The sequence below is a fragment of the Streptomyces sp. NPDC032822 genome, from assembly GCF_055578825.1.
Genome location: NZ_JBVIOL010000003.1, coordinates 690613 through 713418, shown reverse-complemented (window position 1 = coordinate 713418; position 22806 = coordinate 690613). Strand labels below are relative to the sequence as shown.

Annotated in this window: 14 protein-coding genes and 4 pseudogenes; 5 read left to right on the top strand and 13 right to left on the bottom strand. The window is 67.5% G+C overall.

The annotated features are described in order from the left end of the window. Positions 1–42: 42 nt before the first annotated feature. Positions 43–528, bottom strand: a complete 486-nt coding sequence (locus ACZ5VD_RS12325) for a nuclear transport factor 2 family protein (protein WP_468549926.1) — start codon at positions 526–528, stop codon at positions 43–45. A gap of 155 nt (positions 529–683) precedes the next feature. On the opposite strand from ACZ5VD_RS12325, the gene ACZ5VD_RS12320 reads away from it, so the two are divergent. Next, a complete protein-coding gene (locus ACZ5VD_RS12320) occupies positions 684–1814 on the top strand; it encodes an AI-2E family transporter (protein ID WP_468682181.1) in 1131 nt (376 codons plus the stop codon). A 31-nt stretch (positions 1815–1845) separates the two neighbouring features. On the opposite strand, the gene ACZ5VD_RS12315 is transcribed toward ACZ5VD_RS12320, so the two are convergent. The 7 genes and pseudogenes from ACZ5VD_RS12315 to ACZ5VD_RS12285 all read right to left on the bottom strand — a co-directional run bounded on the left by ACZ5VD_RS12315 (position 1846) and on the right by ACZ5VD_RS12285 (position 12527). Then, positions 1846–2025: a hypothetical protein gene (locus ACZ5VD_RS12315; protein ID WP_468549924.1), complete on the bottom strand. Its 180-nt coding sequence runs from the start codon at positions 2023–2025 to the stop codon at positions 1846–1848. A 138-nt stretch (positions 2026–2163) separates the two neighbouring features. After that, a pseudogene (locus ACZ5VD_RS12310) lies at positions 2164–2301 on the bottom strand (undecaprenyl-diphosphatase); the annotation flags it as partial. A gap of 415 nt (positions 2302–2716) precedes the next feature. After that, a pseudogene (locus ACZ5VD_RS12305) lies at positions 2717–3567 on the bottom strand (IS256 family transposase); the annotation flags it as partial. Between the two features lie 451 nt (positions 3568–4018). Then, a complete protein-coding gene (locus ACZ5VD_RS12300) occupies positions 4019–7987 on the bottom strand; it encodes an SAV_2336 N-terminal domain-related protein (protein ID WP_468682203.1) in 3969 nt (1322 codons plus the stop codon). Between the two features lie 48 nt (positions 7988–8035). Continuing rightward, entirely contained in the window at positions 8036–9031 is a 996-nt protein-coding gene (locus tag ACZ5VD_RS12295; protein ID WP_468682180.1) for an AAA family ATPase, read from the bottom strand. After that, complete coding sequence (locus ACZ5VD_RS12290) at positions 9028–11364, bottom strand: VMAP-C domain-containing protein (RefSeq protein ID WP_468682179.1); 2337 nt, start codon at positions 11362–11364, stop codon at positions 9028–9030. The genes ACZ5VD_RS12295 and ACZ5VD_RS12290 overlap by 4 nt, the downstream gene beginning before the upstream one ends. Beyond that, positions 11352–12527 (bottom strand): lipase family protein, encoded by a 1176-nt coding sequence (locus ACZ5VD_RS12285; protein WP_468682178.1) that lies wholly within the window; start codon positions 12525–12527, stop codon positions 11352–11354. The genes ACZ5VD_RS12290 and ACZ5VD_RS12285 overlap by 13 nt, the downstream gene beginning before the upstream one ends. Before the next feature lie 507 nt (positions 12528–13034). Between ACZ5VD_RS12285 and ACZ5VD_RS12280 the strand changes: the two genes are divergently transcribed. Both ACZ5VD_RS12280 and ACZ5VD_RS12275 read left to right on the top strand, forming a co-directional pair. Next, positions 13035–14165, top strand: coding sequence for a hypothetical protein (locus ACZ5VD_RS12280; RefSeq protein WP_468682177.1), 1131 nt, complete (start codon positions 13035–13037; stop codon positions 14163–14165). A 314-nt stretch (positions 14166–14479) separates the two neighbouring features. Continuing rightward, positions 14480–14671 carry a hypothetical protein gene (locus ACZ5VD_RS12275; protein ID WP_468682176.1) on the top strand — a complete coding sequence of 64 codons (192 nt, stop codon included), beginning with the start codon at positions 14480–14482 and terminating at the stop codon, positions 14669–14671. Positions 14672–14787: 116 nt separating this feature from the next. Here ACZ5VD_RS12275 and ACZ5VD_RS12270 read toward each other — a convergent pair. Beyond that, positions 14788–15883, bottom strand: a pseudogene (locus tag ACZ5VD_RS12270) (integrase core domain-containing protein). A gap of 289 nt (positions 15884–16172) precedes the next feature. On the opposite strand from ACZ5VD_RS12270, the gene ACZ5VD_RS12265 reads away from it, so the two are divergent. Together ACZ5VD_RS12265 and ACZ5VD_RS12260 are read left to right on the top strand one after the other, a co-directional pair. Beyond that, a complete protein-coding gene (locus ACZ5VD_RS12265) occupies positions 16173–16637 on the top strand; it encodes a prevent-host-death protein (RefSeq protein ID WP_468682175.1) in 465 nt (154 codons plus the stop codon). Positions 16638–16639: 2 nt separating this feature from the next. Then, the gene (locus tag ACZ5VD_RS12260; protein WP_468682174.1) at positions 16640–16990 is read left to right on the top strand and encodes a hypothetical protein; all 351 of its coding nucleotides are present in this window, start codon (positions 16640–16642) and stop codon (positions 16988–16990) included. Between the two features lie 87 nt (positions 16991–17077). On the opposite strand, the gene ACZ5VD_RS12255 is transcribed toward ACZ5VD_RS12260, so the two are convergent. The 4 genes and pseudogenes from ACZ5VD_RS12255 to ACZ5VD_RS12240 all read right to left on the bottom strand — a co-directional run bounded on the left by ACZ5VD_RS12255 (position 17078) and on the right by ACZ5VD_RS12240 (position 22404). Beyond that, positions 17078–17242 carry a hypothetical protein gene (locus tag ACZ5VD_RS12255; RefSeq protein ID WP_468682202.1) on the bottom strand — a complete coding sequence of 55 codons (165 nt, stop codon included), beginning with the start codon at positions 17240–17242 and terminating at the stop codon, positions 17078–17080. A gap of 68 nt (positions 17243–17310) precedes the next feature. Next, positions 17311–18712 (bottom strand): annotated as a pseudogene (locus tag ACZ5VD_RS12250) (IS701 family transposase). A gap of 181 nt (positions 18713–18893) precedes the next feature. Further along, a complete protein-coding gene (locus ACZ5VD_RS12245) occupies positions 18894–20456 on the bottom strand; it encodes a protein kinase domain-containing protein (protein WP_468682173.1) in 1563 nt (520 codons plus the stop codon). A gap of 493 nt (positions 20457–20949) precedes the next feature. Then, a complete protein-coding gene (locus tag ACZ5VD_RS12240) occupies positions 20950–22404 on the bottom strand; it encodes a hypothetical protein (RefSeq protein WP_468682172.1) in 1455 nt (484 codons plus the stop codon). Positions 22405–22806 lie beyond the last annotated feature (402 nt).

Genomic DNA, 22806 nt, shown 5'->3' with positions numbered 1-22806 from the left:
GTGGGCTTCGCCAGTGTGTGTGCCCGGACAGGGCCCGCCCACTCAGTTGATCACAGGTGCCGGCTGCCTCTCCGGCAGGCGCCGCCACTTCTCCTGGACGGTCACCTCGCGCAGCCGCCAGCCGTCGTACGTACGCAGCAACCCGAAGGCGTACCGGCCGCCGCACACGAAGTCGGGCGCCGCCGGACCGTCCTCGCCGCCGGCGAAGCGCATCGGATTGACGTAGTCGGCCTGGACATGGGCCGCGTCGCCGGTGTCCTGCTCCAGGAGGTCGAAGCGGACTCTCCGGTTCACGATCAGATGCTGTCGCATCGAGAACAGCCGCATGCTCTCCTCCAGCCACGCGGCGACCTGCTTGGCGTCCCCCTCGATGCCTCCCGCCGAGCGGTAGTCGGCGCGTCCGTCCGGTGTGAACAGCCCCCGGTATGCCTCCCAGTCGCCGTCGTCCACCGCCGTCGCGTAGTCGGTGATCAGTCCGTCGACGGCCAGTCGGTCCATCACGGTCGCGAGCTCCACACGCTGCGTCATTGGATCAGTGTTGGGCATGGCGGGGGCGGAGCCAAGGGCGTGCGGTGATATTCGGCGGCCGAACGGGGATCCGCCCGCCAAGTGCCGTGTCGTGTATCCGGCTTGTGATCAGCGGGGAAGCGAAGCGTGATGGGCGTACCCATAGGGTGATCCCCATGCCTGCCTCGTTGAGCCCCACGAAGACCCGCGCCGCGCTGCGTACCTCGGCGCGTGTCTCCGTCGACCTGCTCCTGGTGTTCGTGATGCTCGCGGTGGCCCTGTGGACGCTCGGCCGGATGTGGTCGATCGTCTGGCCGCTGATCGTCGGACTGCTGCTCACCACCCTCACCTGGCCCGTGACGCGCTTCCTGCGTCGGCACGGCTGGCGCCCCGCACTGGCCGCGTCGGCGGTGACCGTGCTGTTCCTGCTGGTCGCCCTGGGGGGCGTGGCGCTGATCGCGGTGCCGGTGGCGTCCCAGTCCGGTGAGCTGAGCGACGGTGTGGGCGAGGGCATCCAGAAGCTGCGTGAGTGGGCGGCGGGACCGCCGCTGAACGTCGGCGACGACCAGATCACCAAGGCCTTCGACACGGCGACCGCCCGTGCCCAGGAAGGCATGGGCAGCATGGTCAGCGCCGTGGTGACCGGAGTGGGCACGGTGGTCAACGGTGTGGTGACCGCCGTCCTGGCCCTCTTCCTGATGTTCTTCTTCCTCAAGGACGGACCGCGGTTCCTGCCCTGGCTCTCCCGTCAGCTGCCCGGCCGCCTCGCCACCGACATCCCGACCGTGGCCGCCCGCAGTTGGAACACCCTGGGCTCGTTCGTGCGGTCCCAGGCGGTCGTGGGACTCCTGGACGCCGTCTTCATCGGGATCGGGCTGTGGATCCTCGGCGTACCGCTGGTGCTTCCGCTCGCGGTGCTGACCTTCGTCTCCGCGTTCGTGCCGATCGTGGGCGCCCTGTTCGCCGGCTTCGTGGCCGTGCTCATCGCCCTGGTGTCGAACGGCCTGACGGACGCGCTGATCGTGCTGGCCATCATCGTCGTGGTGCAGCAACTGGAGGGCAACGTCTTCCAGCCCATGATCCAGAGTCGCGGGCTCGGCCTGCACGCGGCGGTGATCCTGCTGGCGGTGACCCTGGGCGGCAGCCTGGCCGGCATCGTGGGCAGCCTGCTCGCGGTGCCGCTCGCCGCGATGATCGCGGTCGTCTGGAACTACGTGCGGGAGCAACTCGCCGAGCCGGGCGGGGAGACGGGCGACGAGGGGGAGGCCGACGGATCGTCGCCGACCGGTGCGCCCGTCCCGTCGTAGCGGGCCCGAGGCGGCGTCAGGTGGTGGGTGTTCAGGCCGCCTCGACGACGTTGCCGCGGATCGCGGCCGCCCACTCGACCACCAACAGCTCGTACTCCGCGCGCTCCTGGGCCGAGAGGGTGCCGCCCGCGCGCAACCAGAGCGCACGGATCTGCTCGTTCACTTCTGCAGCAGACCGCACGGAACCAAGGGCCATGGAATCGGGGGACATGCGCACCAGCCTAGGGGCAAGAACTGACAGTGCGCTACCGAATCGCTACGGATCCCGTATGTGATGAGTCACGGGAATTCACCGAACCCACCCGGGAACTCCCGCGAGCCCCCGTCGAGTTGGGACGGAATCCCCAGCTCAGCCCGCCGACTCCGCCGCGTGCGGGCTGAGCACGCCCATCGTGACCAGAATGACGATCACGATGCCGAGGACGATGCGGTACCACACGAACGGCATGAAGCTCTTGGTCGAGATGAACTTCATGAACGAAACTATGTCGACGTGTCCTGAGCGGCTTTGACCTGCTGGTTTCCACCATTTTTCAAGATCGAATGGTAGAGCAGTGGGAGATGGCGCCTTTCCAGTGCCCTCCCTCGCCGACCACGAATGGCGCAGCCACCTGCTTTGCAGCGAATCGGCAATCTCCTGCTCCATGGCCAGGGCAACGTGCGAGTGGAGACCATCCACGCCGGCGACCTCGTGGCCCATGCGGGTCTCCACGGCGATGCGACTGTGTCGATCTTCGTCCAGCCACTCCTTGCCGCCGTGACGAAGCAGGTACAGCCGCTTTCCGGCGTTCGTGGTCGCGGAGAACCGGCCCCTGACCCGCGGCCAAACTGTTCAACAAGGCACTGGCCGCAGTGCGCGCCCCGGTCGCTCACCAGCCCGGATGAGATTTTCGGCAAGGGCAGGGCTGGATGACGATGGTGCGGATGGTCGCCGCGACCATTTCCCCGGATCCCTTCGGGATCACGGAGAACACATTCCTCAGGAAATGGACACGACAGCGCTGCCAGGCGGCGCCGAGCATGACCTTGCGGATCGCGGCCACCAGACCGCTGTGGCTGTCGGAGATGACCAGGCGGACCCCGCCCAGGCCGCGTTCGCGCAGGGAGCGCAGGAACTTGCTCCAGAATGCTTCGGTCTCGCTGTCACCGACCATCACACCGAGCACCTCACGGCCGCCGTCCTCGCTGATGCCGGTGGCGATGACCACGGCCTGGGAGGCGATCCGATGGTTCACGCGGACCTTGCAGTAGGTCGCGTCGAGGTAGAGATAGGGGAAGCGGCTGTGGTCCAGGGGCCGGCCGCGGAAGATGGTGAGCTGTTCGTCCAGGTCACCGCAGATCCGTGAGACCTCGCTCTTGGAGATGCCGCTATCCGCGCCGAGCGCTTTGACCAGGTCGTCGACCGAGCGGGTGGACACCCCGTGCACGTACGCCTCCATGATGACCGCGTACAGAGCCTGGTCGATGCGGCGGCGCCGTTCCAGCAGGCTGGGGAAGAAGCTGCCGCTGCGCAGTTTCGGGATGGCCAGGTCCAGATCGCCGGCCTGGGTGGCCAGGGTCTTCTCCCGATGGCCGTTGCGGAAGGCGGTGCGGTCCTCGGTGCGCTCGTTCCACGGGCGCTGATCCGGCCGCTGAGTTCGGCCTCGATCAGCTCCTGCAGCATGCGCTCGGCGCCGTTGCGGACGAGCTTGATTCCGTCCGCCGAGCGTAGTGACTCCAGCAGGCGTTGTAGGTCAGACCGGGACAAGGCCATCGGGCACCTCCCGGGTTGAACTGGCCGTTCACCAGGGAGATTTGCACGGTGGCCTGCCTTGTGCGCAGGGAGCGGAGACCGTTACCGGATGCACGCCCCGGGCATCCGCCCGCGCACACCCGCACGGTGATCGCCTACACCATCACACGGGACGCCATCCCAGCCTGAACGCCGCGGGCGAGGCATGGGAACGCCAAAGACAAGGTGCGAGGGCAACGCCCGCGGCAGGCACGGGACTTTCTTGGCCCCCGCCCTGTCCGTGCCGAGATTCTCGTCCGTGCAGGTCAGGCCGCATGCTGGTACTCGTGGAGGTGCCGCCGAGGCGGTCGCGTCGTCGTATGTCGAGGTGGGCGATGGCGTCTGGGGGACGCACCGGGTTTCTGGAGGAGTTGCGCGGGCCCAGACCAACTGGTCCGGGCCCGCGCAACGCGATGCCGTGCTTCACCACGTCCTACTCCGGAGGCGGCGTCACCAGCTTCGTAGCGCTGGGGTCGACGTCCGCAGCGCAGGCCAGGGTCGGCAGGTCGCGGTCGAGCAGGCCGTTCATTTCGATGGCCGCCCGGCTGAGCAGGTGGGCGGCCTGGACGGACTGGCCGTCGGCGACGGCGGCGTAGAACCGGGCGGCATAGGTGATGGCGTCGACGTCGCCGATGGTGTCGGACATGCCGATGGCGAAGGGCACGGTGTCGACCAGCTTCCCGGTCTGGGCCGCAGAGTGGCAGGAGTTGAGCAGGACCAGCAGCGGCTTGTCGTCCACGGCGGCGACGGCCCGGGCGAAGGCGCCGGCGCTGACGATGGCACCTTCGTGGAAGCCGTCCTCGCCTTTCTCGAATGCGATCAGGTCCTGCGTGCTGTGACCGGAGAAGTGCACGACGTGGGGACGGAACCTGGTCAGCGCGTCCAGGAAGACGTCCGCCGTCGCGGCCGGGTGGAGATCCAGGTCGACAAGGTCTCGATGGGTGGCACTCTGCACGGCCGCCCGAATCCTCTGCTGCTCCTGGCCGACTCGCAGATCACCGGCGGAGGCGGCCGCGAGCAGCAGCACCCGCAGTTTCTCCGGCTTCGGGGCCCGCAGTTCCCTCATCACCATGCGCACCTCGCCCTCCGTCGCCGTCAGGCGGCTCTCGATCTTCTGCTGCTCAGCTGCGGCACGCCGCTGCGTCTTCTGCTGTTCACGCTGGCGAGCCTTCTCCGCGGCCGCCCGCTCGGCCTGTTCCGCTTTCGCCAGCTTGGCCGACAGGTCAGCTGCCTCTTTGGAGAGCTTGCCCACCTTGGCGCTCCACGTGCTGGCGTCCTGGCCCGCCTTGTTGGCCTCGTTCTCGTACCGCTGGGCAGCACGCAGCTTGCTGTTGACGGTGCTCTGGCTGCTCGCCTTGGCGGCGGCCGATCGCTCCTTTGTGGCCTTCGCGCGCTTGTCGGCTTCCTTCTTGCGGAACTCGCCGACCTTCTTCTCCGCGTCAGCGCGAGCCTTGTTCTTCCTGTCCAGCTGGCTCCGGTAGTAACTGGCGTTCATGGAGGTGCCCTTCTGCGGTTCCCGTTTAGCCAGGTTATGGCCTCCCGCTGACAAGGCTTCGTCTGCCATGACGGCGTTCGAGGGGGACGGGGCAAAGGGTTCCGAGAGGCGGAAGTGTTCGGGCAGGCTAGACAGCAGCCAAGCCCAGGCCTGAAGGTTCTTGCTTCTCACGTTCACACGTTGGAAGCGTCCGTGGAAGGCTGGCACTTCCTCATAGAGGGTCTCGGAGACGAGGAGTGCGCACTCGGATTGCGGCTCGCACAGCGCATCTGAGCCGACGAGCCGATTGACACGCTCCACGCTCTCCCCAGCAAAACCGTACCTCCCCGTAACGACGGCTCCTGAGTCCATCGCGACTCTCAGGCGCATGGTGTGCCCCTGTTCAAGGGCGTGCCGAAGCGCTTGGGCGAGGCCCTCGGCGAATCCAGGTACAGCCCTTGCTTCGTCTGCCCCCGGGGGCAGGAGGATGAGGACGCCATCGCCTTGGTCGTGGCGGACGCACGCGTCAGGCTCGACCCCCGCCGCTTGTATCGCATGGCGAAGAGCACCATCGAGATTCTCGTGCCATGACTGTCGTGAAGGCGCGGTCATCGCCGCGAACCCCACGGTGTCGACGGCGATACACACCCTGCGGATCGCTGGCGCCGCACCATTTTGGAAACGCAGACCAGTGATCATCATGTTGGGATGGGACGGCGGCGCGTAGCCGATGACGCATTCCTCGAGCGGGGCTGGCCCGGCAGGCTTCTCGTCGTCGTCCACGGCCACAACGAAACCTGCGACAAAGGAATCACCCGACAACCCCAGATGGTGCTCGGTCTTTGTGAAAGCAGCCTTCCAAGAGAAGGGCGTTCCGGTCCGTTTGAGCTCCACTGGGCAGTACCGGCCGTCGATGCGCCAGAGCAGGTCGAACCGACGTGTGTCCTCCGGGCCGAGCCGACGTTCACGGTCTAGGTGGAGTCCTCGCCCGTCAAGGAATTGCGAAAGATCCTCGGCAATCTCCGTCTCCGTCATTCGCGAGCCGTCAGACCGGGCGTGGACGTAGAGAAGCAAGTGGAGAAGCAGAAGGTCCGTGTCCTGTGGGGTGCTGCCCACTCGGGCGAAAGCGGCTTGGACCTCCGAAGGGCACAGGTGCAGCAGTGATTCCACATACTGCGCACGCAGACGGGGTCTCACGTCGGCGGGCGGTTCGCCGCGGCGCTCCGCGACCGTGTCCACCAGATTCACGACGGAATCCCAGCGAGGAATATCCGCTTCGCCGGAGAGTGTGGCGATGCCTAGTTCTTCGGACAGCAAGTCCAGGGATTCGTCCAGTCCGTCGTTCGACACCCATGCGAACGCAGGCTCGGCGGAGGGTTCCCCGGTGGTCGGGGACAGCACAGCTCTGTCGGAGGCAGCGTCGTGGGCTTCGGCGTTCGGGAGTCCCAGGCGTGCCTGCAACGCGGGCCCGAGGTAGGCGAACGGTGTGGCGGTCACTTGGTCGTCCGGGCCCAGGGGCCACGCGGGGAAGTCCGAGGAGTGGCCGATCAGGGACTCGATGCGCTCTCCCACCCGCCGACTGCAGTCGAGGAGTTCGGTGGTGGGGACGGCGTCGAGCAGCAGATCCTTTGCTTCGGCTGTGAAGTCGAACAATTGGTGGCGGCCGGTGAACTGCGCGTCCCCGGATGGCAGAAGGGGTTGCATCAGTCCGCCCAGGAGGACCTCGGCCAGCGGTGCGGCCCCCTGCCGCTGGTGGAGGCAGGAGTGGACGAGTTGCATCACGGGCACGGTGACGGGAGCCATGGCCGCCAGATGCGCGGCCAGGCGCACCGCTTCGGGCGAGGCAGCGCGGCCGAAGTCCCGGACGGAGACGCGGCTGGGCTTGCCAGCAGGTGTCTGGGGCCGGTGGGGTGACCACAGGCGTACCGGCATGGGGCGCCCGACCATGGTGTTCACGGCGGCCCAGGTCGAGAAGCCGGTCGGGGTGAGGTCCAGGACGGGGATGGGAACGGGCGGAGGCGGGGCGACACTCGGGGGGAGTACCTGGTCCGTCACTGTCCAGGCGCTGTTCGGCACGCCCGGGCGGGGTGAGGTGACCTGCCAGGTGTCCGCCCGTGCGCCGGAGCCCGCCCACAGTCGACGGGGGAGGGTGTGGATCACGGCGGTGGGACCGTTGCGGGCCCATCCTTCGAGTACGGGTCGGATCCGTCCGTCGCGCCAGGCGGCCGCCGCGCCGTCGGTCACCACCAGCACCATGGTGCGTCCGGAGGCGTCCGTGACGCACTCGGTCGGTCGGGTCGCCACGGTGGTGTTCCACGGGCGCCCTAGTCTGACTCCGGCCTCCTCGGTGGTGTAGCGGATCTGGTGGATCTCCACCTGGCGGAAGGCTCCACTGCGTTCGAGGAGCCCCTTGAGTTCGGCGCACTGGCGCTCCCACAGGAGCATGGACATGCCGCCGTCGATGATCAGGGCCAGCCGAAGCCATCGCTCCGGCTGGGCACGCAGCGCAAGCTGCGGACTGCGGGTGTCGGCCTGGAGGTCGGCCGTCGCCACTTCATCGACCTCGCTGTGCTGTCGGCTCGGGACGCGCCGCTTCAGAGGACGCAGCGCTCTGCCGAGCGGCAGGGTCCGGCCGAGGGCCCGGTCACCTGGGGTCCGCAGGGCCCCGGTCGGTGTTCCGGCTGCGGGGCCGGAGAGCACTGCGAGGTGGGGTTGTTGGGCGGCCTCTGCTTGCGCTGTCAGCTGATCAGCCCCTGCCCTGGGAAGATCTTGCGGGCCCGGCTCCGAGAGAGTGTCTGACAGGGCGGGGGCGGTGCTCGGTGCCTGCGGGTCCGTTGTGCTCCTGGCATAGCGGGTCAGGGGCGCCGCCGGGCCGGACGGGACGCGTGCTGCGAGCCAGAGGACGTCCAGAAAGTCTTCCGGCTCCATAGGCAGCTCGGTGCTTGCCAGGATCCTCCGCAGTTCTGCGAACACGTCTCAGCCGTCCGCGTTGAGCCGGTGCAGAACCGTCCTCAGCAGACCGCCGCCGTCCAGCCGGGCACCGCCGTGGCGCAGGAACACGGCGTTGAGGAGCTGGTCGGTGGCGAGTTCCCCGATGGCTCGCTGGGCCAGGAACGCCTGTACCAGATCACCGGCGTCAGCGAGAGCGTCCGGCCCGAGGTGGCTTTCGATGATCTTCTCCAGACGCTCCTTGTCCGGGTCGCCGAGGTGCAGGGGCAGGCAGCGGCGGCGGAACGCCGGGGGGAAGTCTCGTTCGCCGTTGCTGGTGATGACGACGAGGGGGAACTCGGTGCAGCGCACCATCCCCCTGTGTACCCTCGCCCGCTGGTGCGGATCAGCGGTGAGGACGTCGATGTCGGCCTGGTTCTCGGGCAGTCTGGACAGTTCCGGGATCTCGAAGGTGCCTTCTTCGAAGATGGTGAGGAGGTCGTTCGGCAGGTCGATGTCGCCCTTGTCCAGCTCGTCGACGAGCAGCACCCGGGGGCCCTGCGTAGCAACGAACGCGGTGCCTACCGGGCCCAGCCGCAGGAATGAGCCGATGTCGGGCCCGACTTCCCCCGGACTCCGGTCGAGGCTGCTCTGCTGCAGCCGTCCGATGGCGTCGTAACGGTAGAGCGCCTCCTGGAGTGTGGACCGGCTGTTAACCGGCCAGTGCAGTACCGGGCCCAGATCCAGTTCGTGCGCGATGGCACCCGCGAGCGAGGACTTGCCGGTGCCGGGGTGTCCGGTGACGAGCAGCGGCCGGCGCAGGTGGATAGCGGCGTTGATGACGTCCGTTTCCTCGTGGCCGATCACGTAGGGGGACTCACCCGGTGTGGTGCCGTCTCCCGCACCGCCGAACCGTCGCCAGGGCGGAGCCTCGGGAATCGTGACGCTGCGCCGCAGGCCATCTCCTCGGAAAATGCGCCAGCCCTCGTCATCTGCGGCGGAGCCGGTGGCCGTGGAAGTATCCGTCTCGGGCTGATGCGTCATCGGGGACTCGCCTCTTCGGATTCGGAGGAACCGGTCGGTTCGGACAGTCCGGTGAGCGACAGTACGGGTGGCAGGGGCTGGTCTACGGTTTCCAGCAGTACGGCGGGGCGTAGGGGGTGGGCGATGGGGTCCGCGCAGGTTTTGGCCCGGTAGCTCCGAACACGCTCAGGCAACGACTCCACGGCCGCCTCTGGCTGCAAGGGGGCGAAGTAAGTGTCCGGGACCGGACCTGTTGACTGCCGGTCCCACAGCACGACCGGACAGCCGAGTTGAAGCGCTGCCTGGACCAGCCGCTCCCGGCCCCCCGGTCCGGCCCGCACCACGGCACGGGCCGCGCAGATGTCGTCCATCAACGCCCCGTACGCCGCATATCCCTCGGCATGCCGATCGTCAAGGTAGATCACCTTGTCGTCGTACCGCCCCGCCCATCGGCGCTGCAGTGCGGCCCGGCGCTGCTCCTCGCGATCGTCGGAGGCCAGGGGCAGAACGCGCAGCACAGTTTCCCACTCCACACCTAACAGGGTGGGCCGCAGGTCCCCGTCGTCCGAGCCGTTCCAGGCGTCGACGGGCAGCTGCACGGCGTCCGGTTGCAGCAGGATCTCGACGAGCGCGGTCCCGCCGGTGGCCTCGCGCAGCCACGACACCGTCTGCGCGATGCTACGCACCACCTCCTGTGGTGAGAGGGGTTCCGCGCTTTGCGCGGCGGCCGGTACGAGGTCGCCCGAACCCGTGTGGGTCCACAGCACACAGGTGAAGCGTTCGCCGCCGTCACCGCCGCCGAGGACGCTGCGGTCCGGCGGCTCCGCATCCAGCAGCGCCACGACACGCGGCCGACCGCTGGCTGTGCCAAGCGAGCTACACCACGTCAGCGCGTCGGCGCGCCGCTCTGCCAGACCGGCTTCCTCGACCCCCAGTCTGCGGGCCACCTGGCCTCCCCACTCGCGCAGTTCCCCGCAGACTTGGGGGGTGAGCGCGGCGAGCAGTTCGGTGAAGCGGATGACCGCAGGAACCAGCTGTGTTCCCGGGTGCGCCACGCTCTGCCCGCCTGTGTATTCCTCGAAGTGCTCCACGCACGCCATGAGGTGAGCGACGGTGGGTCTGTGTGCGCCGCCCTCCGCGGTCGGCGGCAACCATGCCTCGGCGAAAGGCTGTGCGTCCCGTACAGCGGCGATTACATGGGCCATCGGCGGCAGTGCCGGGGGCCGGCCGAGCAGTTCCTCCAACGAGGCGTACTCCAAGGGGGACAGCAGACCGGGCGCCCCGTGGCTGCGGCCCAGCGACAGCAACTGGGCGGCCGACCTCCGGTCTTGTATGCCTACCACCTCCACGACGGCGGCCATGGCCCGTTCCACCGTGAGCAGCGCGTGGGCGATCTGCTCATCGGTGGGACATGGCCCCAGCCGCACCTGCGGGCAGTGCGTGGCGAGGTGTTCGACGCACCGGATCCGCAGATCTTCGTCCCTGAGTACGCCGTGCAGGACGAGGACGAGCTGGCTCCGGCCGGTCGACGCCGGCAGCGGAGCGCGGCCTGGTGACACCAGCTCTTCCCGGGAGCCGTCCAGGCTCCGGATCTCGATACTGACCGGAGTCTGCAACTCGGGCGTCCGTCCCTTGACATGGGTGAGGAGAGCGGTCAGATCCGGTCGCAAGTCGACGGAGTTCGCCTCCAGCCAGTCGAGTACGGCGTGAGAGAAGACCCCGCTGCTCAGGGCCGCGTCGTTCTCCGCGACCTGGCCGGCGGCGGCCGCGCACAAGGCGAACTGCTGGACACCACGCCGGCGAACCGTGGGGAAGTCGGCGATCGCGGGCCCCGTCGAGTGGTGATGGTGCTCCAGGAAAGTCGCGCATGCGTCGAAGAGCAGCACCTGCTGTCCGAAGCCGTCCAGATCGTCGCGCTGGAGGTACTCAAGCAGGTTGGCTGTATTGATGCAGCGCTTGTCGTTCGGGGTAGCCTCGGGGCACAGCAACAAACGCCGGTCCCCCTGCGCCAAAACGCCATGGCTGCCCCAGAAGACATAGAGCAGATCGCCGCTGCGCCCGTCGAGGCCGGTGGTGAAAGCATCCATGAGCGGGCCCCGCTGCCAGGTCGGCTGCCAGGTCAGTTCACCGGACTCGGTAAGAGGTTCGAGCCGACACCGGCTGTCCTCCCCAGGGGCCAGCAGGAGCTGGATGTTCGCCTCAGGCACACCGCCTTTGCGCAGCCATCTGTAGAAGCGCAGGGCGTCGTCCACAGCGCCGGGCAGATCCCAGTCGGGGTTCCCGGGGTACCGTTCGAGTCCGACAACCACGGCGTGGACACGTGCCGGGTCGTCGACGGCGTTCAGCTGAGCCATGTGCTGACTGCGTCCCAGACCTTGCGGTTGGACCAATAGGCGCTGTGCGCGAAGGGGAACGGCTGCCGGTTGTCGACCTCGTGATCGGTAGCGATGGTGGAGAAGACCTGCGCGGCCCGGAACGACAGCAGGTCGCGGCGATCGTAGATATTGAGCCAGCGCTGGGGGAAGTGCCTGGGAAGCGGGTGAGGGTGTTCGAGTGAGACCAGGGCACCTGCCTCGTAGAAGAAGGGAGCCTGGGAGCCGACGGTGATCAGCTGGTCGACCCGGTCGACCTCCTCCTGCACCATGAGGTCCACACAGGCCACCCCGCCCAGGCTGTGGGCGATCACGGTGACTGCGTCTCCGGGGGCGTGCTCGATGGTGCGCTTGATCAGCTGACGCAGGGCGTGCCCGCGGGCCTGGTAACGCAGGATGTCGCCGACCGCAGGCAAGATGAGGTCGTCGTTGTGCTTGCCTCGCCGCCGTCGAGCGTGCCTGGTCAGCGCGAGCAGTGGGGGAGTGGCGGCGGCCTTGGCTACCGTTCCCCCCAGCGTGCGCCCCCTCGTCCGTAGCTCAGCGCTGATCAGCGAGAGCAAGGCGTCCCGCTGGAGGCCTTCGAGGGAGTCGACGCCGTCATCCGCTGCCTCTGCAAGCGTCGCGGCGACGACGGCTCGGGCGAATGCGTGCCGGTGCTCATAGCCGCCTTCGTCTGCCGTGGCTGCGGCGTCCCGCAGCTCCGGCGACTCGGCGACCGTCCGCACCGCGCGGTCGAGGGCGCCGTCCAGCCCGTGTTCCGCGAAGGCGTCTCGCACACGGGGAGACGCGACGTAGCCGGAGAGTTCGGCGAGCAGCTTCTGCGCGGGGCTCTGCCCACGCCCCATTCCCGAGGCGACGGCGGGACGAAGGCCCAGCAGACGCAGTTCGTAGCCGGGGTCTTGGTAGAGCACGCCCCAGACGGCCACGTCCTCGTCCTCTTTGCGCCCGCCGCCGGAATCGGTGTAGCCGGGGATACTCACGCCCTCAAGCGCCAGCCCCGCGCCAGCCTCGCGGCCCCAGAAGCAGCCCCGCACTTCTGCCCCGGGTTGCAGCCCCGCTAACGTCGAACGCACCGTGGCGAACGTCTTGTTGTACGACTCCTCGCGCACTCCCGTGCCATGGACGAAAACCACTGAGCGCTGCACGTTCCCCCACCCCGCGGACGCATAGGACCGGACATCGTCGCCCGGCCACCTGATGCTAGTGCGGCTCTCCGCGGCAGGCCACCGCCGACAGCGTCTGCGGGTGCGGCGGCCAGGTGGGCGGTTCTGCGGGGGTACGCTGCGGCCCGTACCGGTCACCGGCGGGAGGAAACGCCACCGCCCTGACCTGCACCGGGCCGTCTGCGGCCCCGGACGCAGGAGGAGCGGAAGGCGTTCGCGAACGACCTGACGCACCCGCAGCTGCCCCTACCGAGCGCCGGTCGGCTCCGTCGACCTCAAGGCGTTCGACGACGACGGCAACTCGTACGAGATCCGTGCGTGCCACGACTGCCTTCCGTGGCACGCGGAGGTCGTGGTCACCGCCGGGGAAGTCCTCGTCAGGGAGTGGCATGCCGTCGGGATGTCCGCAGTTCCAGGAGCTCATCCGGGACTGAGACGGCAATTCATCACTCAGGGCCGGGACACACCCAGATGGGCGATGATGTGGCGGTGAGTCTGGACTTGAGCAACTACGAACTCCTCTGGCCCGCATCGCTGTTCATGTCTGAGGGCGAGCGCGTCCTCCGATCCACGGGCTCCTGGCAGGACCGGGCGAAATGGCTCATGACGGAGGCCCTGGCCGGAACAACCGCAGTCGCCGATTTTGAGGACTTGCCCAACCACACCGCGCCGGCATCTGACCCCTGGGCGACCACCGTCACTGGCTGGGGCACCAAGCGGGCCGTGATGGACCAGCACGACTGGTTCACGGAGCTCATCAGCCGGGCATCCGAGCTCCGGCACGCGGCCGCGCCGCGACCGTACTGGCCGCAGCGCCGCGGCAACGGGCTCTCGCGCGACGGCAGCACTGCGCGGGACGCCCGGCGGGACTTCGCGCGGATCATCGGAGAGTTCGCCGACAACGGCTACCTGGTCGAAGTGTTCAGCGAGGAATGCGTCGACGACCCCAGTGAGCTCCCGGACGCCTCCGAGGTGATCGATCGGCGTCTCGGCATCCCTGACCTGTGGCCCCTGGCACCGGAAACGTGGGACGAGGACACCTTCTACGGTCTGATCGAGGTGTTCCACGACCTGGTGAGCCGCCCCCGCATGCGGCGCTTCCACTCCTACAGCGGCTGCGGATGGCACCACTCGGAGTTCCATAACGGCCCGGCACGCGTCCTGTACCGCTGGAAGGTCAACCAGCTGCTGCGCGAGGCAGGCATCGAGTACGAACTGGCCGCCGAAGGCGAGGATCTCGGGCGCATGGTCGCCGTCACCGACGACGCCCGCAGCGCACTGGTGCACCGCGCCCTCAACGACAGCGCCCCAGACATCACCACCCGGATCCGCCACGCCATCGCCCTCTTCCGGGGACGCGACACGTCAGCCGAGAGCAAGCGATCGGCGATCGTCACCCTCGCGGGCATCCTCGAAGAGCGCCGTGCCCTGATCAAAGAGCAGGTCGGCAAACCCGACGAAGGGGCGCTGTTCGAGATCGCCAACCGCTACGACCTGCGCCACCGCAGGGCCGACCAGCGCGGCGACTACGACGAAGCGTTCCTGGACTGGATCTTCTGGTGGTACCTCGCCACGGTGGAGCTGACCAACCGGCTGATCATGGCGCGGAATCTCACCTGAAACGGCGGATCGACGGCGGCCAGCACGCCGCCGTCGACCTGGCCCCAGGCGGATCACCGCGTGGCACCTCTCCTTTCCTTGCCGACTCAGGCGAAACGGCACCCGCGGTATGGCACTGCTGGAAGCAGCTCTCGACCGGGAACGCTCGGCTGGCGGCTCACGACCGCCGGAGAGTACGCAACGGCACTTCCCCCCAGCCAATTCAAGGGAGGGTGGACCCGGCCTACGATTCAAGATCGTCGGATCGGGCATTGTCCGTTGCGGTAAGCCGCCCCGTCAGTGCGGAGATTGCTCTGCAATTGATAGGGGTCGCCGTGACGGCGATCGTGCCGTTCCTCGCTCGGGTACCACTGCTGGTGTGGGCCCTGCTTGCGATCGTCGCGCTGTACCTGCTGCTGATCATCCTGCTGTCACTCACGGCGGTGTACGCCCGGATGCCGATCCGGCGCCGGGCCGCGGCGGACATGGTCCGGACCCTGTGGTTCACCGGCGGCCGGGAAGAGTGATCCGGCCGGAAGGAGCCCATCCGGCGCTGGAAGATCGAGCTGCTGGGCTTCGACCTCTGACGGTCTGCGGTGGCGATCCGGAACCCTGTCCCTGCCGAGAATCTCGTCCGTGCAGTTCAGGCCGTATGTCGGTACTCGTGGAGGGTGCCGCCGAGGTGGTCACGTCGGCGTATGTCGAGGTGGGTGAGCTGCTCCGAATCGGTGATCGGTGGGGGCAAGGCGTGCAGTGGTCGGGCGTTGGCGATGCCCTGGGGGGCCGGTGGGAGTTGTAGTGCTATTCGAACTCGCGCAGGGCGTGGAGTAGATGGTGCTGGTTCCAGATCAGGGTGTGTTCCAGCAGCTCGTGCCGGCAGGTCCGTACCCAGCGTTCCATGAGCGCGTTCATGCGCGGTATCCGGAGGCCGGTCAGCACGACGTCGATCCCCGCGTCCTTGAGGACGATGTCGAACAGGGCGGGGAACGTGCCGTCTGGTCCCGGATGAGGAACCGTGTCCAGTAGCCGGTGTCCTCGAGGTGCATGACGAGGTTCTTTGCGGCCTGTGTCACCCAGGAGGCGGTCGGGTGTGCGGTGGCGCCCAGGACCCGGATGCGCCGGCTGGCGTGCTCGAGCACGGCGAACACGTACAGCCGCGTCCCGGACAGAGTGATGGTCTCGAAGAAGTCGCAGGCCAGCAGGGCACCGGCCTGGGAGCGCGGAAAGTCCGTCCAGGTGCTGGAATCCCGCTCGAGTGCCGGGTCGATCCCCGCCTCGTTCAGGATCTCCCACATCGTGGAGGCGGCCACCTGCACGCCCAAGACCAGCAGCTCACCGTGGATGCGCCGATACCCCCACCCGGGATTCTCCCTCGCCCGACGCAGGATGAGGGCGCGGATCGAGCGCATGGTACGCGGCCGACCCGCACGCCCCGGCCGGGAACGGGCCGCGTGGCGGCGCGAGACCAGCTCACGGTGCCAGCGCAGCACAGGCTCCGGGCGTACCAGCAGCCGTGCCCGGCGCAGCACACCGCGCGGGAGCCGGTGCAGCAGCGCGGCCAGGAACACCCGGTCACTCGGGGCGAACCGCACCCGATCGCGGCCGAGCTGGCGTTCCAGCACCGTGATCTGATGACGCAGCGCGAGGATCTCCGCGTCCTTGTCCTGGTTGCTCACCGGCAGCAGCCGCAGCAGGGCGAACACGTTCGCCACACCCCGATAGGCAAGTCGAAGCAGCACGACAGATCATCCTGCCGGGGCACTCACCAGGTGCCAGAGCGCCCGCCCAAGCGCCCGAGCTCGACACCACTCGTACACCAGCCCTCACCAAGATGGATGAGTTTTTCGGCAGGCGCAAGGTAAGCAGCTCTGTAAGATCTCGACGATCGACCGGCTGTGAGTTCGGGTCTGACTCAAGCATCAAGGAAGGCTGAGATCTGACTTCGGACCGCATCCGGAGGTCGAATCTGGCGCACGCACTCCGCGGCCTCCACTGGACTTCCGAATACGTTCCGAATACTATGGATCCATGACCATCGCAGCAGACCTCCCCGCGGCGACTCGGCGCTCCTCGGACCTGAGCAAGCGCTCTGCCGAGGTCTTTGCCGAGGCCGAGGACCACCCCGTGACGGTGACACGGCGCGACGGCGAGGCTCTGGTCCTGATGTCGCAGCGCGAGGCCGAGGGCCGTGCCCGCTTGCTGAACTTTGCCGCGCAGCTCATCACCGTCACCCTCGACGACCACGGCTCGCTCGCCGAGCGGATGTCCAAGGCCTTTCCTTGGATGCTCGCGTTGTCGCCGGCCGACCGGGAGTCCTGCGCGCAGGACCTCGTCGATGCGGCGCGCGCGTCGTTCTCCACCGACCAGCCGCACCTCGCGATCGCAGAGCTGACCTCCTGGAAGGAGACGGCCACCGCCGTCGCGGCCGGGCTCAGCAGCGGCAGCGCCGGTCTGGAGTGGCTCGACGACGATGAGACCGTGGAGCGTCCCTAACCGTGGCGGCCGCCAGGAAGGGCGAGCTGGTTCCTCGCCCTCCGAAGAAGATCGAGTACGAGATCCGCTTCGCCACAGCCGAGGCGCAGAAGGGATGGCGCGACCTCGTCGCGACGATCCGCAACTCCATGACGGAGACCTGGGACTTCCTCACGCGGACGCCACTGTCCACGACGCCGACGAACTATCGGCTCAAAGGTGAGCTCGGCGTCATCGACCGTGGCGGCGCGACCCATGAGAGGTGGCAGCACAAACCGACTGCGAAGGGCACCGCGCGCATCTGGTTCTACGTCCACGAGCGCACGGTCTTCCTGGAGCAGGTGCACACGAGCCACCCGAACGAGACGAAGTAGGCCAGCTTCGTAGCGTCGCGCATCGCCGGTGAGCGCGCATCTGAGTGGGATGATCGCTGTGTGACTGCCGCGGCTGGGGACTTTGACTTAACCCGAGGGTGGCGCGGCCTTGGGAAAGGGCGACTCGACCTCCCGATCACTCCGCGGATGGGAAGCCTCTGCGTGAAGCGGCTTCGCCAGCTTGAGATACGGAGCGGGCGAGAACAGCGCCAGCCCCAGGACGAAGTACACCACCAACCGGGCAGAGAGCAGGCGCCTGCGTTACTCACCGCGTCCGCACGCGGCCACTGCCGGTAGTTCGTTGAATCCGGAGGTAGAGGTCAATGTCGTGTCCGGTGGTGACCGCATCGATCAGTGTCTGGAGTTCGGAGGGCGGGTCGGTGTCCGTCCAGGCTCGCCACCATCGGTTGAGGGTGACGGCAGGGGTGAGCCAGGAACGGATGGCCCGTAACGCCTTTGGTCAGCAGGGCCGTTGGGACTGGTGGGACGGAGCCGACCCCCCTCTCTGGCTCCTCGTCGGGGCACGGGTCCGGCGCGGTGGCGCCCAGGGGTCCAGGTGGGGCGAACCATTTGTCCCAGCAGAAGGAGAAGGCGCAGTTGACCAGGGTCTGGTGGCGGCGAATGGCGCGGTCGGAGCGGACTTGGAAGTCTGCCCAGCCGAGTTCGTCCTTGACCTGTTTGTAGCTCTGCTCGATCCACGGCCGCAGGCCGTAGAGACGGACGATCTCGGCGAGGGCAGCCGGCGGGTGCGGGCTGGTGGTGGCGTGGGGAGCGTCGGGGTGGGGCAGGTTGGTGGCCAGGTACCAAGTGGCCTTCTCCGGCAACGTAGCCGGGTCGGTGTTGGCCACGACCAGCCGGCAGGGTGAGTCGGGTCCGTAGCCGCCCAGGCGGGCATCGGCGGCCCACCAGGTCTCGGTGTGCCCGTCGCGGAAGTGACGCTCCACGGGCGTCCAGTCGCCCGGATGCTTGGCGTCGCGCCAGGTCAGGGCGTGGCCGGCTTCGATGGGGGTGTGCGGCTGGTCGGCCGGGGCCCAGGTGCCGCGGTGCGGTTTGAGGGCCACCACTAGGCCAGGCTGGCCTCGCGCAGTGCGAGGGTACTAATCATCGCTGACTCAAGTGGGCGCAGTCGGCGACCACCGCCCGGCAGCCGAAGCCCGCCGCCTTCCCGCGGGCCGCGAGGGCAGCGGCCAGCTGCGGTTTCGTACGGAAGGCCGGATCGGACCGGCCGCGGTCAAAGTGGTGAGCGGGGGTGTAGGGAGTCGCATGCAGCGGGTAGTACACGCGGCCGTCGGTCCACATCGTGGTCACCGTGACGATGCCGTTGTCCGTCTTGACCAACCGGCACAGCCACTGCCGGCCCACGTGCGCGGTCGCCGTGCCGTCCTTGCGGTCCCCGGAGTCGTCGATCACGATGACCCCGTCGTCGTGCGGGGCGGTCGCCGGCTGCTCGCGTAGCAGATCAAGCCGCCGGTCGTTGATGTGCTCGGCCTCCCACGGCGACTCGGACAGGAAGAACTGCAGCCGCTGTACCCCCGGCGTCCCCGCACCGGCCACCGGTTCTGCCCCTGCCAGACAGGTGATCGTCTTGTTCCGCTCCCGTGGCGCCAGCAGCCCGGTCAGGTACTCACGAAAGCCCAGCCGCTGGGCCAGGCCGTCGTCGAACCGGGCCGTGTACTCCTCCAACGGCCCCGGCGCGGGCGGACACGGACGGCGAGCGGTCATCTTCAGCCCCCAGTAAGCCAATTGACTCCTACCACCGACCTACGACCAACCCGGCCTGCAGTCAACCCACACCATCACCGGATCTAACGAACTACCGGTAACCGGGCGGATCGAGGCAGCCACCGGGGTCAGGCCGATCCGCCCAAGTTGGTCGATCACGCTCGCGCCTGTCCGTCGATCGTCAGTCGTCGTCGGAATCGATGAAAGTACCGAGACCGCTTCGCAGCACGGGATGCAGGGTTCGGATTACCGCACTGCCCACAGTCCACTCGATGAACGGTTGTCCAGCCATGCGGAGTCCTTCGAGAGCGGCGACCGCGTCCTCGGGCGTTCGGATTTTCTGTAGAATATCGACGGCAACATCACGCACATGCCAACGATTATGGTTAGTGCCCAGATGGGAAAGCCCGCGGACGGCCTCTCGGAGAATGATCGCATCACCCGTGGCTACGACAGCACGGCGAGCAAAATCCGCAAGGATGTCGCACATTCCGAAATCAAAGGACCCCTCCAGGCAACTCGCGAACGCCTGGAAGATGCCGGTGAAGCCTGCGGGGTTCTGCTGCCACCACCACTCCACTGAACCCGACGGCAGGGCGCTAAGGGCCCAGGAAAATTCCCCCATGTCCTCGTCGTCACTGAAGTCCAGCTCGTCTGCCCAGCGAACGAACTCGTCGAGGGCGGCTTCATCCACGACGCGACCGGCCTTGAGGCGGGGGCGCAGGCGTCCCGCCTTCTCCTCGGCGGTTTCCCATCGCCCGGTCGGCGCCGGGGCGACCGCCGATTCGATGGCCGCCAGCAACTCGGTCGCACTGGCATGGCGCTGGCCGCGATCCTGGGAGATCGCACGCTGGATCACGCCCCGCAGCGGTCCGGCCGGCACAACGTCGTCCACCGGGGTGCCACCCGTCAGAAGCGCCTGCATGATCTTGCCTGCGGAATAGATGTCCGCGCGCTCATCAACATGCTTGGCATCCCTCCACTGCTCAGGGGCAACATAAAATCGGGTTCCAAAGCCGTCGAAGGTGGAGGTGAGGAGACCACTCTCCTCCACTACTCGCGCGAGCCCGAAATCAGCAATAGCCCAAACCCCATCAGGAGTTCGCAGCACGTTCCCCGGCTTCAGATCGCGATGAAGAATCCCTTGACTGTGAATATATGCAAGTCCGGCGCAGATGTCCCGCATCACGGCAGCCACGTCCTCGGCCTTCATGACGCTGCCGACTTCGTCGGAGAGGACGCCTCGGGCTAGCGGCATTGCATACCACAGGCCCAGGTCTTCATCTTTCCCGCTCGCCAGCAGCTTCATGACGTTTGCATGGCCGAACGTGGACATCAGGCGGAGTTCCCGCTCGAACCGAGCAACAGTCTCCACGTCGAGTGCGTGCGTCTGCTGCAGGACCTTTACGGCCACCTGATCGTCATCACCCGCCTCAAGGTCTCGCGCGCCGAACACGACGGCGAACCCGCCGCCATCGATCTCTGCCCCGAGTTCGAATCGGCGCCCGACTGAACGAGGCTGCCCAACGGGGGCGGGGCGCCCCGCCCCACGCCTCAGACCACTGCTTCCCCACCGCCGGATGATGTCCAGATCCCAGATGTCGCCAGCGCTGAGGGAGGCCACCGGGGCCGGGAAATCATCGCTCTGACGGAGCTTGGCGACCTGCTGCCGACTGACTCCGAGCTCAGCCGCCACTTCCGAGACTCCGCCGATACGACGGAACGGCCTAATATTAGTTGTCATGAGGTCAACCATACGTCAATGGTTGACCTCACGTCGCCTATTGCCTCGATGCCTGCGACAGTCGACCTCCTGCGACAGCTTGACGGTCCACATAACCAAGGACTCGACGTACGGGCGCTTCTGCGCACCGATAGACGGGTGTTTCGAAGGTCACTGGGTGTTTTACCTATGGGTCAATGGTGTGATCGACAGGTTTGGTCCCCCCGGGGGCCTGGTGAGCTCGCATCAAGCGACGCGTGGCTCCAGCTGACGGTCGGCGCCCCTGCCCGGCGTTGTGCAGGCGAACTCCGGGCACCGGCACCTACCTCCCTGCGCCGCTCTTGGCCGAGGCATTCGCGGAGTTCCAATACCCGACTCCACCGTTACACCTTCAACCGGACGCGCACAGGGCCGTTATTGGTGGCGGGGAGCGCTTGGACGTTCCGCTCACCATCGCCGCATGAATGATCCTCCGCCCTGTCCCCTTACGGACAGGGCGGAGGCGTCGCCCTGATCAGGGGCGCTTTGCGACCTCCTCTTCGGGCGGTGCCCAGCGACCCTTGCTGTCGAATGGCCAGGGATGGGTGTAGAGATCGCCCTGAAGGAGTGCGCGCAGAGCCTCACGGCTGGCTGGGGGATCCGGCGGAGTCACCAGCTGCGCGCACAGTGGATCAATCCGGTCTGCGTACGCCTCAGCCCACTGCAGCCACTCCAATTCCTCCGCCGCAGCGGACGCGCCGTCGGCTCTCGTGCGGGCCACGCGGCAGAAGGCGCGGATCTCGTCGGCCCGACGCCGTGCCTCCACCTGCTCGACCAGGACATTCGCTCGATGCCGCTCAACTTGCCGATCCCGTGCCTGCGCAACAGCCGCGTACCAGCGGCGTCGCTGCTCGGCCTTGCGGAGTTCCTCTTCCCGCTGCCGGCGTTCGGCCGCCGCGGCACGCTGTTCGAGATCGTGCAGAAGGTGCCCCAGGCGGGACTCCAGTGTCCAGCGTGCGCTGTCCCTGTAGGTGTACGAATTCTGGTACCAGCTTCTGGCAGGCGCACCGAGTTCGAGGCGTCCGTTGAACTCGTGGTCGTACTTGGGGATACGAGTGCAGGGATTGGGTTGCTGTTGGCGGATCTCCTGAGTGCTCGGCTCGTGCGGCACCTTGGTCGTCTGCTCTGTGATCGCGAGCGGGAGCGCGTGTCCGCGGATGACGATGACCATGACCATCTGGTGTACGGCCTGGCCGCGATGATGTTCGGTTCGGGTCTCCACCTGGTAGCCGCGGCTTTCCGCCTCGGTCAGGAGCGCGTGCATGATTCGCAGGGCACGGTCCACCTGCTCCCGTGACACATGCAGAGAAATGACCTCGGGCGTCCCGCGGGTGTCGACTACGGTCTTGGACCTGCCGAGGGCCTTGCGCGTCGCCCGGACGAGCTGATGAGGACGGCCCAGCACCTCGGGGACATCGATGGTCGGCACCGGCGGCGGTTGCGCAGCCTTCTCGGCTTCCTCGTCGACCAACGTGAAGACGCAGTTACCACGCTGCCGTCCGGTCCAGCGCAGCTTGAGCTTTCCCGGTACGTGACCGTGATGGAGCGCGTCGTAGTAGGCGGCCCGCCACCGCCCCCGGGTCCGCGGGCCCGGATCAGCGACGGTGAGCTTCCCTGTATTGGCGGACTGGAGTCGAGCGATCAGCTCGGCTCCGTCGGCAGGAGCGCGCTCGGCCTGTTCGGCATCACCGGCCAAGCGCTCCTTCTCGGCTTGGACCTCCTTGGGATGCTTGCCATGTTTGAGGAAGTAGCGGCCGTCCGACGTCACCACTGCGACGTGCCCGCTACCGCGCCAGCTCCGCTTGATCAGCCCACGCTGCTCAAGGGCCCAAGCCGTGTTCGAACTCTTGGGAGCGATGGGCACGGCACTGGACGCTGCACCGATCTGGCGGAACATGGCAGCCTGCTGTTCAGTCAGCGTGTACTTCACGAGCTTCGGCTCCACCTCGACGAGCTGCGGGCAGACCACCAAGGTAGGGCCGATGAATAGCCTCGGAGCGCTTCCCGTCGCCCGTTCGGGTTCCACCACCCGAACCTGGTCGTGTTGAGGTCAGCCAATGGTGTAGGTGGCTTGCCGGGCTCAACCCGTCGAACAGCGTGCCGGGGCTGCTCTTTGGGCTCGGATCGTACGGCGGCAGGTCCTTGCGTTGGCACCAGCACCCCGCCGAGGTGCGGAAACACAGTCTTCAGCAACTCCCCACACTGACCGAGCATCGCACCATCCGTGACGGAGCGTCACCGGCGCACGTAAGCATGACCGGCTTCACGGAAATCTTGGAAGAGCCAGGATTCACCCGTCGCCGACAGCGGGGCCTTTGCACGCCAACAGCGA

Excerpts from the sequence above, each read along its gene's own strand:
- ACZ5VD_RS12325 (WP_468549926.1), bottom strand. The coding sequence starts at position 528 with ATGACGCAGCGTGTGGAGCTCGCGACCGTGATGGACCGACTGGCCGTC.
- ACZ5VD_RS12320 (WP_468682181.1), top strand. The coding sequence starts at position 684 with ATGCCTGCCTCGTTGAGCCCCACGAAGACCCGCGCCGCGCTGCGTACC.
- ACZ5VD_RS12315 (WP_468549924.1), bottom strand. The coding sequence starts at position 2,025 with ATGTCCCCCGATTCCATGGCCCTTGGTTCCGTGCGGTCTGCTGCAGAA.
- ACZ5VD_RS12300 (WP_468682203.1), bottom strand. The coding sequence starts at position 7,987 with ATGGAGCCGGAAGACTTTCTGGACGTCCTCTGGCTCGCAGCACGCGTC.
- ACZ5VD_RS12295 (WP_468682180.1), bottom strand. The coding sequence starts at position 9,031 with ATGACGCATCAGCCCGAGACGGATACTTCCACGGCCACCGGCTCCGCC.
- ACZ5VD_RS12290 (WP_468682179.1), bottom strand. The coding sequence starts at position 11,364 with ATGGCTCAGCTGAACGCCGTCGACGACCCGGCACGTGTCCACGCCGTG.
- ACZ5VD_RS12265 (WP_468682175.1), top strand. The coding sequence starts at position 16,173 with ATGACCATCGCAGCAGACCTCCCCGCGGCGACTCGGCGCTCCTCGGAC.
- ACZ5VD_RS12245 (WP_468682173.1), bottom strand. The coding sequence starts at position 20,456 with ATGACAACTAATATTAGGCCGTTCCGTCGTATCGGCGGAGTCTCGGAA.